At 68.6% G+C, this 15,230-nt stretch carries 15 protein-coding genes; 11 read left to right on the top strand and 4 right to left on the bottom strand.

Translation table 11 applies throughout. The features are described from left to right. Nucleotides 1–90: 90 nt before the first annotated feature. The gene (locus CAL25_RS21220) at nucleotides 91–996 is read left to right on the top strand and encodes a motility protein A (RefSeq protein WP_094803694.1); all 906 of its coding nucleotides are present in this window, start codon (nucleotides 91–93) and stop codon (nucleotides 994–996) included. Further along, nucleotides 993–2,084 carry an OmpA family protein gene (locus CAL25_RS21215; protein ID WP_094803692.1) on the top strand — a complete coding sequence of 364 codons (1,092 nt, stop codon included), beginning with the start codon at nucleotides 993–995 and terminating at the stop codon, nucleotides 2,082–2,084. The genes CAL25_RS21220 and CAL25_RS21215 overlap by 4 nt, the downstream gene beginning before the upstream one ends. A 76-nt stretch (nucleotides 2,085–2,160) precedes the next feature. Here the strand turns inward: CAL25_RS21215 and CAL25_RS21210 are convergent, their stop codons facing one another. After that, nucleotides 2,161–2,790 carry a glutathione S-transferase family protein gene (locus tag CAL25_RS21210; protein WP_094803690.1) on the bottom strand — a complete coding sequence of 210 codons (630 nt, stop codon included), beginning with the start codon at nucleotides 2,788–2,790 and terminating at the stop codon, nucleotides 2,161–2,163. A 284-nt stretch (nucleotides 2,791–3,074) separates the two neighbouring features. Here CAL25_RS21210 and CAL25_RS21205 point away from each other — a divergent pair, with 284 nt between their 5' ends. Next, entirely contained in the window at nucleotides 3,075–3,680 is a 606-nt protein-coding gene (locus CAL25_RS21205; RefSeq protein ID WP_249279190.1) for a DUF4142 domain-containing protein, read from the top strand. Between the two features lie 128 nt (nucleotides 3,681–3,808). On the opposite strand, the gene CAL25_RS21200 is transcribed toward CAL25_RS21205, so the two are convergent. Together CAL25_RS21200 and CAL25_RS24280 are read right to left on the bottom strand one after the other, a co-directional pair. After that, nucleotides 3,809–4,687: an MBL fold metallo-hydrolase gene (locus CAL25_RS21200; protein WP_094803688.1), complete on the bottom strand. Its 879-nt coding sequence runs from the start codon at nucleotides 4,685–4,687 to the stop codon at nucleotides 3,809–3,811. A 150-nt stretch (nucleotides 4,688–4,837) separates the two neighbouring features. Next, nucleotides 4,838–5,041 (bottom strand): DUF3606 domain-containing protein, encoded by a 204-nt coding sequence (locus CAL25_RS24280; protein ID WP_170948562.1) that lies wholly within the window; start codon nucleotides 5,039–5,041, stop codon nucleotides 4,838–4,840. 142 nt (nucleotides 5,042–5,183) lie between these two features. On the opposite strand from CAL25_RS24280, the gene galE reads away from it, so the two are divergent. From galE to CAL25_RS24275, 7 genes are all read left to right on the top strand, one after another. Continuing rightward, nucleotides 5,184–6,305 carry a UDP-glucose 4-epimerase GalE gene (galE, locus tag CAL25_RS21190; protein ID WP_094803684.1) on the top strand — a complete coding sequence of 374 codons (1,122 nt, stop codon included), beginning with the start codon at nucleotides 5,184–5,186 and terminating at the stop codon, nucleotides 6,303–6,305. After that, entirely contained in the window at nucleotides 6,302–8,659 is a 2,358-nt protein-coding gene (glf, locus tag CAL25_RS24560) for a UDP-galactopyranose mutase (RefSeq protein WP_212590924.1), read from the top strand. The genes galE and glf overlap by 4 nt, the downstream gene beginning before the upstream one ends. An 8-nt stretch (nucleotides 8,660–8,667) precedes the next feature. Continuing rightward, nucleotides 8,668–9,888 (top strand): beta-glucosidase, encoded by a 1,221-nt coding sequence (locus CAL25_RS21180; RefSeq protein WP_141217968.1) that lies wholly within the window; start codon nucleotides 8,668–8,670, stop codon nucleotides 9,886–9,888. 3 nt (nucleotides 9,889–9,891) lie between these two features. After that, nucleotides 9,892–11,694 (top strand): ABC transporter ATP-binding protein, encoded by a 1,803-nt coding sequence (locus CAL25_RS21175; protein ID WP_094803682.1) that lies wholly within the window; start codon nucleotides 9,892–9,894, stop codon nucleotides 11,692–11,694. Nucleotides 11,695–11,841: 147 nt separating this feature from the next. Further along, nucleotides 11,842–12,741, top strand: coding sequence for a GntR family transcriptional regulator (locus tag CAL25_RS21170; RefSeq protein ID WP_094803680.1), 900 nt, complete (start codon nucleotides 11,842–11,844; stop codon nucleotides 12,739–12,741). A gap of 14 nt (nucleotides 12,742–12,755) precedes the next feature. Beyond that, on the top strand, nucleotides 12,756–13,505 hold the full coding sequence (locus tag CAL25_RS21165; RefSeq protein WP_094803678.1) for a transporter substrate-binding domain-containing protein: 750 nt from the start codon (nucleotides 12,756–12,758) through the stop codon (nucleotides 13,503–13,505). A gap of 104 nt (nucleotides 13,506–13,609) precedes the next feature. Next, nucleotides 13,610–13,831 (top strand): hypothetical protein, encoded by a 222-nt coding sequence (locus CAL25_RS24275; protein ID WP_170948554.1) that lies wholly within the window; start codon nucleotides 13,610–13,612, stop codon nucleotides 13,829–13,831. Between the two features lie 85 nt (nucleotides 13,832–13,916). Here CAL25_RS24275 and CAL25_RS21155 read toward each other — a convergent pair whose 3' ends face one another. Further along, entirely contained in the window at nucleotides 13,917–14,393 is a 477-nt protein-coding gene (locus CAL25_RS21155; protein WP_432759257.1) for an Lrp/AsnC family transcriptional regulator, read from the bottom strand. Nucleotides 14,394–14,537: 144 nt separating this feature from the next. Between CAL25_RS21155 and CAL25_RS21150 the strand changes: the two genes are divergently transcribed. After that, a complete protein-coding gene (locus CAL25_RS21150) occupies nucleotides 14,538–15,170 on the top strand; it encodes a LysE family translocator (protein WP_094803674.1) in 633 nt (210 codons plus the stop codon). The last annotated feature ends 60 nt before the right edge of the window (nucleotides 15,171–15,230 follow it).

Genomic DNA, 15,230 nt, shown 5'->3' with positions numbered 1-15,230 from the left:
GGTGCGCGAGCACGCCACCCCGCCGCGCCGGGGCCGTCGCGCCCCTGCCGCGCTCTCGTGTACCGCATTCTTAGTAGGGGCAAGCACCCAATGAATCCCTCGACCCTGATCGGCGCCATCGCTGGCGTCATCACGCTGATCCTGGTGGTGGCGCTGTCCGCCACGTCGCCGTCCATCTACTTCAACGCGCCGGGCCTGGCGATCGTGCTGGGTGGCACCGCCGCCGCCGTGTTCATGGCCTACCCGCTGCGCGAGGTGGTGCGGGTGTTCGGGCTCGTGGGCACCGTGTTCCGTCATGACAAGCTCGACACCCAGCGCGATATCGACGAACTCGTGTCGCTGGCCCAGCTGTGGATGAACAACGATGTGCGCAAGGTCGAAGAGGCGCTGAAGAAGGTCTCGAATCCGTTCCTGCGCACCGGCGTGCAGCTCATCATCGACAACACGCCCGAAGATCAGATCATCGAACTGCTGCAATGGCGCATTGCCCGCCTGCGTGCGCGCGAACAGGCCGAAGCGCAGATGTTCCGCGTGATGGCGGGTTTCGCGCCGGCCTTCGGCATGCTGGGCACGCTGGTGGGCCTGGTCAACATGATGTCGGTGCTCGGCACCGGCACGATGCAGCAGATCGGCGAGCAATTGGCCGTGGGTCTCATCACCACCTTCTACGGCATCCTGCTGTCGAACCTGGTGTTCAAGCCGATCGCCGTCAAGCTCGAGCGCCGCACGGCGCAACGCGTCGAGCTGATGAACATGGTGCTGCAGGGCGTGGCGATGATGTGCGAACGCCGTGGCCCCGCCGTCGTGCGCGAAACCCTCAACTCCTTCGTCGCGCACGTCGATGACGAAATCTACGACGGCGGCAGCGAAGCCGTCGCCAAGGCCGCCGCGGCCAAGATGGCGAAGTCCGCCAAGCCCGCGCGCGGTCCGCTGCGCATGCCGCCCGTGTTGAGCGGCGTGCGTGCCGCCAGCCCGTCCACCGCGGCGCGCAAATGAGCCTCGCGATCTCCTCCACGCTGGCTGATCGCATCGAAGCGGCCAGAAAGCGCCAGGAAGCGCAGGAGCGCGAACGCGCCGGCAAGATCGCGCGCGCGGCCGGCACGGCTCGTTTCGAGCGCTGGCACGTGCCGGAGGACCAGGACCACGAGTCCGAGGGCTGGTTGCTCACCTATCTGGATCTGATCACGCTGCTGCTGGCGCTCTTCGTCGTGCTGCTGGCGGTGGCGCGCATGAGCGGCTCGCCGCTCACGCCCACCCCGACCGAGATTACGCTGGTCGGCTCGGTCGATGCAGCCCTGGGCGCGCCGATGCCGGCGGCCGGCACCGAGCCGGGCGCGGGCCAGGCACAGCGCTGGATCGGCCTGCCCGCCATCGCCGAAGACCAGCCGTTCCTGGTGTTCGACGCCTACGCGCCCGCCGCGCCGGTTGCGCCTGTCGCGGCGGAGCCCGAGCATACGGAGCCGGCGCTGGTGCTGCCGACCAAGGACCAGCTGGGCCTGGACGACCTGGGCAAGTCGATCGACGTGATCGTCAACGACAAGACCATCAGCTTCCGCATCAGCAACGAATTGCTGTTCCCGTCGGGTCAGGCCACGCTCAGCCCGGGCGGCCTGGATGTGATCAAGAAAGTGGCCGAGGTGCTGAATCGTTCGGCTTACCCCGTGTCGGTCGAAGGGCATAGCGACAACGTGCCGATCCAGACGCGCCAGTTCCCGTCCAACTGGGAGCTCTCGAGCAGCCGCGCCACGAGTGTCTTGCGCGAGCTGGTGCGCGATGGCGTGGACGGTGGTCGTCTGCGTGCGGTGGGCTATGCGGACACGCGTCCGCTGGAGCAGGGCAACGCCCCGGCCGCCCGCGCGGCCAACCGTCGCGTGGAGCTGATCATGGAAATCACGCCGCCCGCGAAACCGGTCGAAGGCACGCCGCCCGGAGCGGTTGCGCCTGCGGCTGCGGCCGTCGGGCCATCGGCCGCCGCAGCCCCGGCTGCCGCAGCGCCGGCTGCCGCAGCCCCTGCGGAGCCCGCCGCCGTCGCCCAGCCCGTCTCCGACACGGTGTCCTCACCCTTGCCCGCCACCGCCCGCTGAGCGAGCTGGCGCGCCGAGGCGCGTACTCACGCCGTCTCCTGCGCGATCCCGCAGGCATCGCGGCCGTCACGCCGTCTCACGGCAGACCGTTGTTGCCGTGCGCCTGAAAACCAGGCCGCGAGTGCAGGCGGTCGAAGTAGGCGCGTACCGCCGGCAGGTCTGGCGCCGCGAACGGGGTGCCGAACCAACGATTCACCGACAACCCGACCGGAATGTCGGCGAGCGTGAAGGCCGGCCCCGCCACATAGCCGCCGGTGTCCGCCAATAGCGCCTCCAGCACCCGCATCAGCCGTGTCCAGTCCGCAATCGAGCGCGCGATCGCATCGGGTTGCTGGTGGTCGGGATGCTGGCGCACCAGTCCCATGAATGCCGTGCGCCACGCGCCGTTCAGGTCGCTCGCCTGCCAGTCGATCCATTGATCGCAGCGGGCACGGGCGCGGGGCTCGGCGGGGTAGAGAGACGGGGTGGACCCGCCATACTGGTTGGCCAGATACCGGATGATGCTGTTGGACTCCCACAGCGTGAAGTCGCCATCGCGCAGCACCGGCACCAGCGCATTCGGATTGAGCGCGACGAACTCCGGCTCGCTGGTGGGCCGAAAGCCCGCGCCCCAGTCTTCTCGTTCGTAAGGCAGGCCGAGCTCGTCGCAGGCCCACAGCACCTTGCGCACGTTGATGGAAGACGCCTTGCCGAGTATCTGAATCATGATCGCCAAAGAATGCGCGCGGTCATCCGCGCGCAGTCAGTCTAGCGCCAGGCTCGCCACCGCGGCACTGACAGCACGGGCGAAAAGCAGCCATAACAGATGAGAAGGGCGCATGTCGCCGCCGCCCGTGCTCGCGCCGCGGGGGCGGGGGCTCGCGGGGGGCTACTGCTGCAGCGCGTCAATGCGCCGTCGCCGGGGCGCGGCACGAAAGTTGCGGATGAAGCCCATGCCGATCCGGCCGAAAGATGTCGGCGGTATCCAACCAAGTCGATCAGGAGATGCGCATGAACACGATCATGAAACGTGCCGGGCTGGCCCTTGGGCTGAGCTTGGGGGTGGCTTTCGGCGCCTACGCCCAGACCAATGCCAACACCAACGCCAATACCAATACCCCGGGTCCGCAACCCACGCCGTCCGTGACGCCCGCCAAATCCGATAGCAAGCTGGATAGCGCCGACCGCGATTTTCTGGAAAATGCCGCCCAGAGCGGCCACATGGAGATCGCCGGCAGCAAGATGGCGCTCGAAAAGGCCCGTAATCAGGAAGTGAAGTCGTACGCGCAGATGATGATCGACGATCACACCAAGGTCGGCGAGCAGCTGAACACCCTGGCCAAGAGCAAGGGCTACGAGCCGCCCACCGAGCCGTCGATGATGATGCAGGCCAAGCTCAAGACGCTGGGCATGCGTGACGAAGGCTTCGACAAGGCCTACCTCGAAAGCGTGGGCATCGACGCGCACGAAGACGCCATCAAGCTGTTCGAAAAGGCCTCGCAGGAAGCCAAGGACGCCGATGTGAAGAAGTTCGCGGCCGACACCCTGCCGGCTCTGAAGCAGCACCGTGACAAGGCCAAGGCCCTGCATCAATCGGTGGCTGGCGAGAAGAAGTAATACCGACGCCGTGCGGTCCGCGCTCGCGGGCCGCACGACGCAGGCAGCACGTGGGACCCCACAGGGCCTGGCGCGATGTGCGCCGGGCCCTGCCTGCTTGGAGCAGTCTTGAATACCGGCCCGGACCGTCAGACCGGTAAGGGTGACAGCCTGCCCGCCGGCATGGTCGCGGGCCGCCCCGCGCGGCGTTCGAATTCCGCGGTGTCGTGCGCACAGGTGATGCGCACGGTGTCGGGACGCGTTTGCGCGAGCTCGCGCAGGCGCCGCTGATTGGCGAGCCGCGCGCCGCGATCGTGCTCCAGCATCCATTGATAGAACCGCAGGCCGGGTGGGCAGCCATAGCGCGGGCGCATTTCGCGTTCGTGGAAATAGGCATCGCCTGCCATCAGATACCACCCCTCGCCGTCTTTCAACGCCACTCCCGCGTGTCCGAGCGTGTGGCCGCGCAACGGGATCTTGGCGATGTCGGGGGGCAGGCCGACCAGCGGCCTTGCCTTGGCGAAGCCATACCAGTTTTCTCCCGCGGCGGGCGCATACAGGCGCCAGCGCGCCCGCGACGACGACCATTGCGCCGGACGAAAGCGTTGCCGATCCATCCAGCCGCGCTGGCGCGTCGCCACGTCGGCCTCTTCCTGCATCAGATGCACCGTGGCGTTGGGAAAATCATCGAGCCCGCCCGCATGGTCGAAATCCAGGTGCGTGAGCACGATGTGCCGGACGTCCGACGGCGCAAAGCCCAGTGCGCTGATCTGCCGGGCCGCCGTCATGGACTCGCGCCACGCGGGGCTGACCAGGGCCAGGAAGAATGCGCTGAGCCGCTCGCGCGGCGCGCGCACGTCGGACAGGCCCAATCCGGTGTCGACCAGCGCGAGTTCGCCGTTGTCGAGCTCGGCCAGCACGCAGTGGCAGCAGAGTCGCCCTCGCGGCGCCAGCCAGGATGAGCGGCCATCCATGAGCCGTCCGCCTGCCGGGCAGGTCGAAATGCAGTTCAGATGATGCAGTTTCAAGGACATTCTCCGCTGGCTCGGCATCGCTCACGCAACGCCGCGGGGGATTCAGCGCGCCCCGGCAGTTTTTTCCTGCCGCTGGCACAAATTGCCGCGGTGCCGCGGTGCCGCGCGCCGAGCGGCGAGGCGCCGCGCGGCGCACGGCGCGGGTCAGCTGGTGCGCCCGCTGGCCGGCGTGGCCAGGTAATCGCGCACGGCCACCCACTCGGTGCCGACTTCGTGAATCGCCTGTTCGAGCTGGTCCTGCGTCACGCCCAGGCGCTCGCGCCAGGCGTTGAGCTGGTCGTTGTCCTGCACGTCGAGCTGGTCGGTGCCGTCAGGGGCGGAGGATTCCACGGTGGGAAAGGTAGGCATCGTCATCTCCTGTGGGTCGTGGTGAAAGCCATGCAAGCGCAGCAATCGCCATGCCGACGCCCCTGCCGCGTTCGTAAGCGGGAACGCTCGTTGCGTGATGGTGGGCTCCACCGGCACTGCCGGCAGCTCCAGGAGCAGTGCCATGCGTCACACCATTATGGTCACCGGCGGCGCCGGTTACATCGGCAGTCATGTGTTGGTGAGTCTGCTGCGGGCCGGCTACGACGCCATCGCCGTCGACGACCTCAGCAACGGCAGCCGCGAGGCGGTGGAGCGTGCCGCCACGCTTGCCGGCCGGCCCATTCCGCTCGAGATCGCCGACATCGCCGAAGAGGGGGCGGTCGACGCGCTGCTGCACAAGTATGAGAACGCGGGCCATCCGATCATGGGCGCCATCCATCTCGCGGGCCGCAAGGCCGTGGGCGAATCCGTCGCGCATCCGCTGCGTTATTACGACGCGAACGTGTGCGCGAGCGTGCGCCTGCTGCGCGCGCTGCAGCAGCACGGCGTGCGCAGCCTGGTCTTCAGTTCGTCAGCCACGGTGTACGGCAATCCGGCGCACGTGCCGGTGACCGAATCGCATCCTTCGCAGCCGCTCAATCCCTACGGCCGCACCAAGCACATGATCGAGCAGATGCTGGTCGATCAGGCCAACGCCGATCCCGACTTCGGCGTCGCCGTGCTGCGGTACTTCAATCCGATCGGCGCGCATCCCAGCGGCGACATCGGCGAGTGGCCGCGAGGCACGCCCGCCAACGTCTTTCCGTACATCACGCAGGTGGCCGCCGGCCGCCGCGAATATCTCTCCATCTTCGGCAGCAACTACGACACGCGCGATGGCACCGGCGTGCGGGACTACCTGCACGTCATGGACCTCGCCGAGGGCCATGTGATGGCGCTCGAGCATGTGCTGCAGTCTCCGGGCGTGCTGACGTTGAACCTGGGCACCGGGCAGGGCGCGAGTGTGCTGGAGCTCGTCCACACCTTCGAGCGTGTGACGGGCGTGCGGATTCCGGTGAAGTTCGCCGAACGCCGGGCCGGCGATGTCGATTCGATCTGGGCCGATGCCGGACAGGCCGCGCGCGTGTTGGGCTGGAAGGCGCAGCGTTCGATCGAGCAGATGTGCGAAGACGGCTGGAACTGGCAGCGCAGGCATCCCGATGGCTATCCCCAGCCCGCCGGCGCCGGTCTGGCCGCAGACCTGCCGATCCCGGTGTTTCCCTTGCTGTCCACGATGGCCGTCACGGCCCGGAGCGTGAAATGAAAAACCAACTCGATGGCATGACGCGCCCCGCGCCGCAGTCCCTGGCCGATGGGCAGGAGCGCGCCACCGGTCAGGGCGGATCCAGGCCGGCGCTGGTGTGCTTCTCGCACCTGCGCTGGGAGTTCGTGTTCCAGCGGCCGCAGCATCTGATGTCGCGCTGGGCGCGTGAGCATGTCGTGTTCTTCATCGAAGAGCCGATCTGGGAGTCCGCGGGAGAGCCCTGGCTCGACGTGCAGGCGTCGAACGAAGGCGTCCTCGTCGTGAAGCCGCATGTGCCGCAGGAGCATGCCGAGGAAACGCAGCGCACGCTGATCAACGCCCTGCTGCAGTCGCGAGGCGTGCATCAGCCGGTGGTGTGGTACTACACGCCGATGAGCCTGGGCCTGGCGCGCGATATCGACGCGAGCCTGGTGGTGTACGACTGCATGGACGAGCTGTCGGCCTTTCGCGGCGCGCCGCCCGACCTCGTGCGCAAAGAGCAGGAGCTGATGGCCCTGGCCGACGTGGTCTTCACCGGCGGGCATAGCCTCTATCTCGCCAAGCGCAAGTTGCACCCGAATGTGCACGCCTTTCCGAGCAGCGTGGACATCGATCATTTCAGGTCGGCCCGAACCACGGCACTCGCGCCCGCGGATCAGGCCGGCATCCCCGAACCGCGGATGGGCTTCTTCGGTGTGATCGACGAGCGCTTCGACGCCGAGCTCATGGGCAAGGTGGCGCGCCGCCGCCCCGACTGGCACTTCGTGCTGCTCGGGCCGGTGGTGAAGATCGATCCCGCGTCGTTGCCGAGCGCGCCCAATCTGCATTATCTCGGCGCGCGCAGCTATGCCGATCTGCCGGCCTACCTGGCGGGCTGGCAGGTGGCGCTCATGCCGTTCGCGTTGAACGAGTCCACGCGGTACATCAGCCCCACCAAAACGCCGGAGTATCTCGCCGGTGGCCGGCCGGTGGTCTCCACGCCCATCGTGGATGTGGTGCGCGGCTATGCGGGCTCGGGCGTCGTTCATATCGCCGCCGACGCCGACGCGTTCGTCGACGCGGCCGCCGAGGCCCTCGCGGCGATGGACCAACCCGAGCGAGTGCAGGAGCGCGCCGACCGGGCACTGAATGGCATGTCGTGGGAGTCCACCTGGCAGGGCATGGCCGAGGTGATGGCGCGAGCGCGTGCGAGCCGGGTCCGCCATCCGGACACCCGCCGGGCGGGCGCGGGCCGAGGCCGCGGCTTCGACTACCTGGTGGTGGGCGCCGGCTTCGCGGGCGCCGTGCTGGCCGAGCGGCTCGCCGCGGGTAGCGGCAAGCGCGTGCTGGTGGTGGACCGCCGCCCGCACATCGGCGGCAATGCCTACGACTTTCATAACGACGCGGGTGTGCTCGTGCACAAGTACGGTCCGCACATCTTTCACACCAACGCCGAGAAGGTCGTGGCCTACCTGTCGCGCTTCACCTCGTGGCGGCCTTATGAGCACAAGGTGCTGGCGAGCGTGGATGGCATGCTGGTGCCGATGCCGATCAATCTCACGACGCTGGCGCGGCTGTATGGGCGGGCGTTCGATCCCGACGAGGCCGCCCGTTTCCTGAGCGAGCAGGCCGAGGCAGTCGAATCGGTGACCACGTCCGAAGATATCGTCGTCTCGCAGATCGGCCGCGCGCTGTACGAGAAGTTTTTTCGCGGCTACACCCGCAAGCAGTGGGGGCTGGACCCGTCGGAGCTCGACAAGTCCGTGGCCGCGCGCGTACCGACGCGCCTGTCGCTGGACGACCGCTACTTCACCGACACCTTTCAGCAGATGCCGGCCGAAGGCTACACGCGGATGTTCGAGCGCATGCTGGATCATCCCAACATCGAGATCGAGCTGGGCATGGACTACGACACCGCGAACGCGCGCTTTCGCTACGACGAGCTGGTGTACACCGGGCCGATCGATCAGTTCTTCGGCTACCGGTACGGTCGCCTGCCATATCGCTCGCTGCGCTTCGAACACGAAACGCTCGATCGCGCCTGGCTGCAGCCGGTCGGGGTGGTCAATTATCCCGACGAAGCGGTGCCCTACACCCGGATCACCGAGTACAAGCATCTCACCGGACAGCAGCATGCCAGGACGGCGGTGACATACGAGTTCCCGTCGGACACCGGCGATCCTTACTATCCCGTGCCCCGGCCGGAGAACGCCGCGCTCTACAAACGCTATCAGGCGCTCGCCGACGCGACCCCCGGCGTGCATTTCGTCGGAAGGCTCGCGACCTACCGCTACTACAACATGGACCAGGTCGTTGCGCAGGCGCTCAGTACCTACACGAGCATCGCGGAGGGCGAGGTGGAGGCGGGCGACGTGTCGCGGCCCGCGGCGGCGTGAGACGCCGCATGCGGACGCCATTCTTCAGCTTCATGCAGGGGGGCTTCGAATGCTCATGCCATCGCTTCCCGGATGGCCGGCAACTCGACCTCATTGCCTCCACGCACCACGACCTCCACGCGATGCGGGACTACGCCGCCGCGGCGCATCACGGCCTGCGCACGGTGCGTGACGGGGTGCGCTGGCATCGCGTCGCAGCGACGCCCGGCGCCTATGACTGGCGCAGTCTGTTGCCGCAGGTGGCCGCCGCGAACGCGAATGGCGTGCAGGTGATCTGGGATCTGTGCCACTACGGCTGGCCCCACTGGCTCGACATCTGGTCGCCGCGGTTCCCGGAGGCGTTCGCGCGCTTCGCGGGCGCCACGGCGCGGCTGCTGCGCGAAGAGTCCGCGCTGCAGCCGATGTACTGCCCGATCAACGAGATGTCGTACTGGAGCTGGGCGGCGGGCGACATGGCGCACTTCGGCCCGATGGCCTACGGACGGGGGCGGGAGCTCAAGCGCCAGCTGGCGCGTGCCGCGATCCAGGCCAGCGCCGCGATTCAGGAAGTGGATCCCGGCGCGCGTCTCATCACGGCGGAACCCCTGATCGCGGTGCATCCGGGCCTCGAAGATGATCCCGCGGCGGGCGGCCCCGCGGCGGGCGATCCCGCGGCGGGCGACCCCGCGGCGGGCGGCCCCGCGGCGGCGCACGAGGCCAACCAGGCGCAATTCGAGGCCTGGGACATGGTGGCGGGCCGCTCGGACCCGGATCTCGGCGGGCACGAGAAGCTGCTCGACGTGGTCGCCGTGAATTTCTATCCGCACAACCAGTGGCGCCTGAACGGGCCAACCGTCTGGCCAGGCGAAGCGGGCTACCGGCCGCTGCGTGCGTTGTTGCAGCAGGTGCATGATCGCTACGATCGGCCGGTGCTGTTGGCCGAGACCGGCGCGGAGGGCGACGCGCGCGCTCCCTGGCTCGCCTACGTGGCCGACGAAGTGGTGGCGGCGCTTGGGGCGGGCGTGCCGGTGGCGGGCATCTGCCTGTATCCGGTCACGGACTACCCCGGCTGGGAAGACGATCGCCACTGCCCGACCGGTCTGTTGGGGCTGGCGGACGGCGGCGGCGAGCGGCAGGTGCATCCTGCCTTGTCGCTCGAGCTGCGCCGGCAGACGGAGCGCTTCCGCTTGCTGCGCCGGCGCGATGTGAACAGGGCCGCGCCGGACCTGGCTGGCCTGCTGCGAGCCTGAGCCATGCAGCCGCTTCTGAACGGACCGGCGGCGGCGGGACCGGCGGCCTTCCTGATGCGTTATGTGCGTGCCCGGCCCGTGTGGTTCGGCGTGCTGGCCGCCGTGGTGGTGTGCGCCGGCATCTGCGCCGTGGTGGTCCAGTACGCGATGAAGCTCATCGTCGACGCCATGTCGGCCAGCACGCCTGCGGTGCCGGTGTGGCACGCGCTCGCGCTGTTCCTCGGCATGATCGCGCTTGAATCCGTGCTCTGGCGCAGCAGCGGCTGGCTCGGGTGCCGCGCGATCGTGCAGGCGTGCGCGGACCTGCGCGCGGAGCTGTTTTCGCACTTGACGCACCATTCGGCGAGTTACTTTCACCGCCACCATTCGGGGGCGCTGGGCAACCGCATCTCCACGACGGCGGCGTCGGCGGGCGCGATCTATGGCGCGATGACCTGGAACATCGTGCCGCCCTGCGTGGACTTCATCGGCGCGGTGGTCGTGCTCACGCTGGTCGACGGGACCATGGCGCTGGCGCTGCTCGGCTTCGTTGCGCTGACGGCGTCGGTCATCCTGATCTTCGGTGTACGCGGGCGGGCGCTGCACCGGCTCTACGGTGAACAGGCCGCGCGCGTGGGCGGCGAGCTCGTCGACACGCTGTCGAACATGTGGGCCGTGCAGGCGTTCGCGGCGCAGCAGCGCGAGCGTGCCCGGCTCGAAGAAAAGCTCGGCCTGGAAGCGCGCGCGCAGCGGCGCAGCTGGATGCACGTGGAGAAAGCCCGGGTGCTGCACGACCTGCTGCTGTGGTTCATGGCCAGTGGCATGTTGATCTGGGTGCTGCGCGCGTGGCAGGCAGGCGCCGCAACGCCGGGCGATGTGGTGCTGGTGAGCGCGCTGACCTTTCGTATCCTGCACGGCTCACGCGACCTTGCGCTGGCGCTCGTCGGCACTTCTCAGCATGTCGGCGTGATCGCGGAGACGCTGGACGTGATTGCGCAGCCGCACGAAACGGCGGACCTGCCCGGCGCACGCGTGTTGCATTGTGCTCAGGGCGAGATCGCCCTGCAGGGCCTGCGCTACCGCTATCCCGGCAAGGGGCCCGCGCTCGACGGCATCGACCTGCGCATTCCGGCCGGGCAGAAAATCGGCATCGTCGGCGAATCGGGCGCGGGCAAGTCGACGCTGCTGTGGCTGCTGCAGCGGGGCGACTGGCCGACGGCCGGCAGCATCATGATCGACGGACAGGATATCCGCGACGTCACGGCGCAGAGCCTGCGCGAGGTTGTCGCCGTGGTGCCGCAGGACATCAGCCTGTTTGGCCGCTCGATCATGGAGAACATCCGCTACGGGCAGCCGTCGGCCAGCGACGAAGCGGTGCGGCGGGCGGCGCGGCACGCGCATTGCGACGCCTTCATCGCGGCCCTGCCGCAGGGGTACGACACCATGGTGGGCGAACGGGGCGCGCAGCTCTCGGGCGGCCAGCGCCAGCGCATCGGCATCGCGCGCGCCTTCCTGAAAGACGCGCCGATTCTGCTGCTGGACGAGGCGACCTCGGCGCTCGACAGCCATTCCGAATTACTCATCAAAGAGGGGCTGGCGGATCTCATGCGCAACCGCACCGTGGTTGCCGTCGCGCATCGGCTGTCCACGCTCACGCGCTACGACCGCGTCGTGGTGATGGAGGCCGGGCGTATCGTGGAAGACGGCACGCTGAACGATCTGTTGCGCGTCCAGGGGCCATTCCGGCGGCTGTGGGACCTGCAGGCGGGCGAAGTCGGCGACGCCGTGCCCCGGCCGTCCGACGGCGGGCTCCGGCCCGACGCCTGAACGCGTCGGGTTCGACCCAACACTGTTTGAATCAAACGCTTGTCTGCACGGCGCCAAGGATCGCGGGTATTCTGGCGGGCGCATGGCGTGGCGGCGCGTGTGGCGCCGCTTTCGCCTTTCGTTCTCTTCGTATCGAGACCTCGAATCATGTCCGGCCCCAACGCCGTCCTGAACCGTATCGTCGAGCTGCTGCGTCAAGATCAGATCGCGGTCGGCACGCACCTCGCCGCCCAGCAACTGGCCGACCGCCTGCGCGTGTCGCGCTCGCCGGTGAACCAGGCGCTTGCCCGACTGCATGAGCAGGGGCTGTTGCGGCATCTGCCCAATCGTGGCTATTTTCTGGCTCAGCCGCTGGACGCGCTGAGCGCGCGCCAGACCCACCGCCTGGAGCTGGCGCAGGTCGATGACGTCACGCGGGTGTACTTTCAGGTGGCCGAGGATCTGCTGCGCGGCGAGCTGCCGCTGACGTGTACCGAAAGCGCGTTGCGGGCCCGCTACGGCCTGACGCCCGCGCAACTGACGGCGCTGCTCACGCGCATCGCGCAGGAAGGCTGGATCGAGCGCACGCCCGGCTACGGCTGGGTGTTCTCCGAGATGCTGACGACCCCCGACAGCCTGCTGCAGTCGTATCGCCTGCGGCTGGCGCTCGAACCGGCGGCATTGCTGGAGCCGGGGTATTACATCGCGCCCGAGGTATTGGCCGAGTGCCGGGCCGCCGAGGAGCGCCTGCTCGCCGGCGGCATCGAGACCGACAGCCCCGATCAGCTGCACGAACGGGGCGTGCGGTTTCACGAGGCGCTCGTCGAAGGCAGCAACAATCCCTTTTTCATCGACACCATCCGCCGCGTGAACCGCGTGCGCCGATTGTTGTCGTATCGTTCCATGCAGGACCGCGAGCGCTACGTCGAGCATTGCCGGCAGCATCTGCAGATCCTCGATCTGCTGGAGGCGGGCCATCAGCGCGAGGCCGCGCAGGCGCTCGCGCGCCACCTGGGCCGTACCCTCGACAATCTGGCCGGCATCCGGCCCTTGCTCGCTTCACCTTAATCCAAGGAGATTCCATGTCCGACGCCACCTCCGTGCCTCCTTCGCTGCGCGAGGCCTTCGCGCCGGCCGGGCGCCTGCGTGCCTCGATCAATGTCGGCAACCCGATTCTCGCGCACGGCGACGCCGCCGGCGGCCAGGCCGGCGGCGTGTCGGTCGACCTCGCGGGCGAACTCGCGCGCCGGCTCGGCGTGCCGCTGGATCTCGTCGTGTTCGCGTCGGCAGGAGAATCGGTCCAGGCCGTCGAGCAGGGCCAGGCCGATATCGGCTTCTTCGCCATCGATCCCAAGCGCGGCGAGCACATCGCCTTCACCGGCGCTTATGTCGTGATCGAAGGCGCCTACCTGGTGCGCGACGATTCCCCGATCCGCGCGCGCGACGAGGTCGACGCCCCGGGAAATCGCGTGACGGTCGGCAAGGGCAGCGCCTATGACCTGTACCTGAGCCGCGAGCTCAAGCAGGCCACGATCGAGCGTGCGCCCACCTCGCCCGCCGTGGTGCAGACCTTCCTCGACGGGGGCTTCGAGGTCGCCGCCGGCGTGAAACAGCAGTTGCAGGCCGACGCCGCGCGTCTGGGCGGATTGCGTCTGCTCGATGGGCACTTCATGCTGATCCGCCAGGCGATGGGCGTGCCCAAATCGCGCGGCGCGGACGCCGCCGCTTACCTGGCCGCGTTTGTCGAATCGATGAAGTCCTCCGGCTTCGTGGCGCAGGCGTTGCAGCGCCACGGCATCGAAGGCGCGGCCGTGGCGGAGCCGGGCGTCTGAGCAGCGCCTACGCGGTTGGCACGCGTGGCGCTCAGGCGCACAATGGCTGCAAGACAGAATGGTGTTGCGGCGCGCCCGCCGGCAGCGCCGATCAGGAGACTCCCATGCGTGCACCCACCGCTTTCGCCACACGTTTTCAAGCTGTCCCGGGCCACCCGGCCCGGGGCCGTGCGTACACCTGGCTGGCCCTGCTGGCCGCCGCGCTGATGCTCTCCGGCTGCGCCGGCATGGGCGAGGGCGGCCCGCCGCATCCGGGCGCGGTCAATCCCTATAGCAGCGGCGGCTTCCACGACGCCGGCCCCAACTATCCCGACACCGGGATCTGAGCGCGGCGCTGCGTCGGCGTGTGGCCTGCAACGTCGGGCGTGGCTCCCGGCCTGAGTGGCCGGGCGCGGCTCGTGGCGGCCGGTGTCAACGCACCGGCAGGCCCACGTCGCGCTTGACCTCCTGCAGCGACAGCATCGATTCCACCGATGTCACGCCCGGCAGGGCGCGCAGCACGTCGCGCACGAACACGCCGTAGGTCTCGAGATCGCGCGCCACGATCTGCACGAGATAGTCCGCGCTGCCCGAGATGTTGTGGCAGGCCACGATCTGCGGCAGCGCCAGCACCTCGCGCTCGAAGCGGTCGGACACGGTCCGGTCGTGCGTATTGAAGCGGATCTGCGCGAACGCGATCACGCCCAGATCCAGCGCCTTGCGCGACAGCACCGCGCGATACCCCTCGATGTAGCCCTCCTGCTCCAGCCGTTTGAGGCGGCGCGCGCAGGGCGTTTCGCTCAGGTTCACCTGCTCGGCCAGGCGGCTGATCGGAAGGCGTCCGTCGCGCTGCAGCGCGGCCAGAATGGCGCGATCGACGCGGTCCAGCGTATTCAAGGGGCTATTCATGCGTAAAGCGAGGTTTGTTGGGGGAATCCCCCAATATTCTACGCAGGCTGAGCCGAAATTGCCGTGAATCGGCCGGGGGTCTGGCGCATCATGTCGTCCGGTACAACCCCGTCTCAGCCGGGCCCGCGCGGCCCCACCGTTCTCATGATCACGCTCTCCACGCTCACGGTTTTCGTCGGCACCCTGGCCCTCGTCTATGCCATGCCGGGGCCCGACATGGCGCTGGTCTTGCAGTCCAGCCTGACGCGCGGGGTGCGCCAGGGGCTGGCCACCGGGGCGGGGCTGGCGCTCGCCCGCGCCGTGCAGGTCACGCTGTCCGCCTGCGGCCTGGCTGCGTTGCTGCGCAGCGCGCCCTGGCTCTACGAGACCGTGCGCATCGTGGGGGCGCTCTATCTGATCTACATCGCGGTGCAGATTTTCCGGGCGCCGCTGTTCCGGCTCGAAACGGCCTCCGCGGCCATCGGGCGGCTGCCGGGCGCATGGCGAGCCGCCATGCTGCGCGGCTTCATGGGCAATCTGCTCAATCCCAAGGCGCTGTTGTTCTGCTCCGTGCTGCTGCCGCAATTCATCGATCCGCTGGGCGGGCCGGTGTGGTCGCAGATGCTGGCGCTGGGCACGCTGCTGGTGGCGGTCGGCGTGGTGTTCGACATCGCGCTCACCTTCGGCGCGGCCGGGCTGTCGGGCTGGTTGCGGCGGCATCCGCGAGCCCAGACGGTGCAGCGCTGGACCTTTTCCGGCGTGCTCGTCGCGTTCGCGCTCAAGCTTTCCGCGTCTTGATGTCGGGCTGACGTCGCCCGCTCCTGGACGGCGTCCGGCGCGCGAGCCGGCCACACTGCT

It is taken from the genome of Bordetella genomosp. 5 (assembly GCF_002261315.1).
Taxonomy (GTDB): Bacteria; Pseudomonadota; Gammaproteobacteria; order Burkholderiales; family Burkholderiaceae_B; genus Bordetella.
This window is presented reverse-complemented; position numbering and strand designations above follow the sequence as displayed.

What these genes read in the sequence shown, in the direction of transcription:
- CAL25_RS21165 (WP_094803678.1), top strand. Translation starts at nt 12,756, where the DNA reads ATGTCCGACGCCACCTCCGTGCCTCCTTCGCTGCGCGAGGCCTTCGCG.
- CAL25_RS21215 (WP_094803692.1), top strand. Translation starts at nt 993, where the DNA reads ATGAGCCTCGCGATCTCCTCCACGCTGGCTGATCGCATCGAAGCGGCC.
- galE (WP_094803684.1), top strand. Translation starts at nt 5,184, where the DNA reads ATGCGTCACACCATTATGGTCACCGGCGGCGCCGGTTACATCGGCAGT.
- CAL25_RS24280 (WP_170948562.1), bottom strand. Translation starts at nt 5,041, where the DNA reads ATGCCTACCTTTCCCACCGTGGAATCCTCCGCCCCTGACGGCACCGAC.
- CAL25_RS21205 (WP_249279190.1), top strand. Translation starts at nt 3,075, where the DNA reads ATGAACACGATCATGAAACGTGCCGGGCTGGCCCTTGGGCTGAGCTTG.
- glf (WP_212590924.1), top strand. Translation starts at nt 6,302, where the DNA reads ATGAAAAACCAACTCGATGGCATGACGCGCCCCGCGCCGCAGTCCCTG.
- CAL25_RS21175 (WP_094803682.1), top strand. Translation starts at nt 9,892, where the DNA reads ATGCAGCCGCTTCTGAACGGACCGGCGGCGGCGGGACCGGCGGCCTTC.
- CAL25_RS21180 (WP_141217968.1), top strand. Translation starts at nt 8,668, where the DNA reads ATGCGGACGCCATTCTTCAGCTTCATGCAGGGGGGCTTCGAATGCTCA.
- CAL25_RS24275 (WP_170948554.1), top strand. Translation starts at nt 13,610, where the DNA reads ATGCGTGCACCCACCGCTTTCGCCACACGTTTTCAAGCTGTCCCGGGC.
- CAL25_RS21170 (WP_094803680.1), top strand. Translation starts at nt 11,842, where the DNA reads ATGTCCGGCCCCAACGCCGTCCTGAACCGTATCGTCGAGCTGCTGCGT.
- CAL25_RS21150 (WP_094803674.1), top strand. Translation starts at nt 14,538, where the DNA reads ATGATCACGCTCTCCACGCTCACGGTTTTCGTCGGCACCCTGGCCCTC.
- CAL25_RS21155 (WP_432759257.1), bottom strand. Translation starts at nt 14,393, where the DNA reads ATGAATAGCCCCTTGAATACGCTGGACCGCGTCGATCGCGCCATTCTG.
- CAL25_RS21220 (WP_094803694.1), top strand. Translation starts at nt 91, where the DNA reads ATGAATCCCTCGACCCTGATCGGCGCCATCGCTGGCGTCATCACGCTG.
- CAL25_RS21210 (WP_094803690.1), bottom strand. Translation starts at nt 2,790, where the DNA reads ATGATTCAGATACTCGGCAAGGCGTCTTCCATCAACGTGCGCAAGGTG.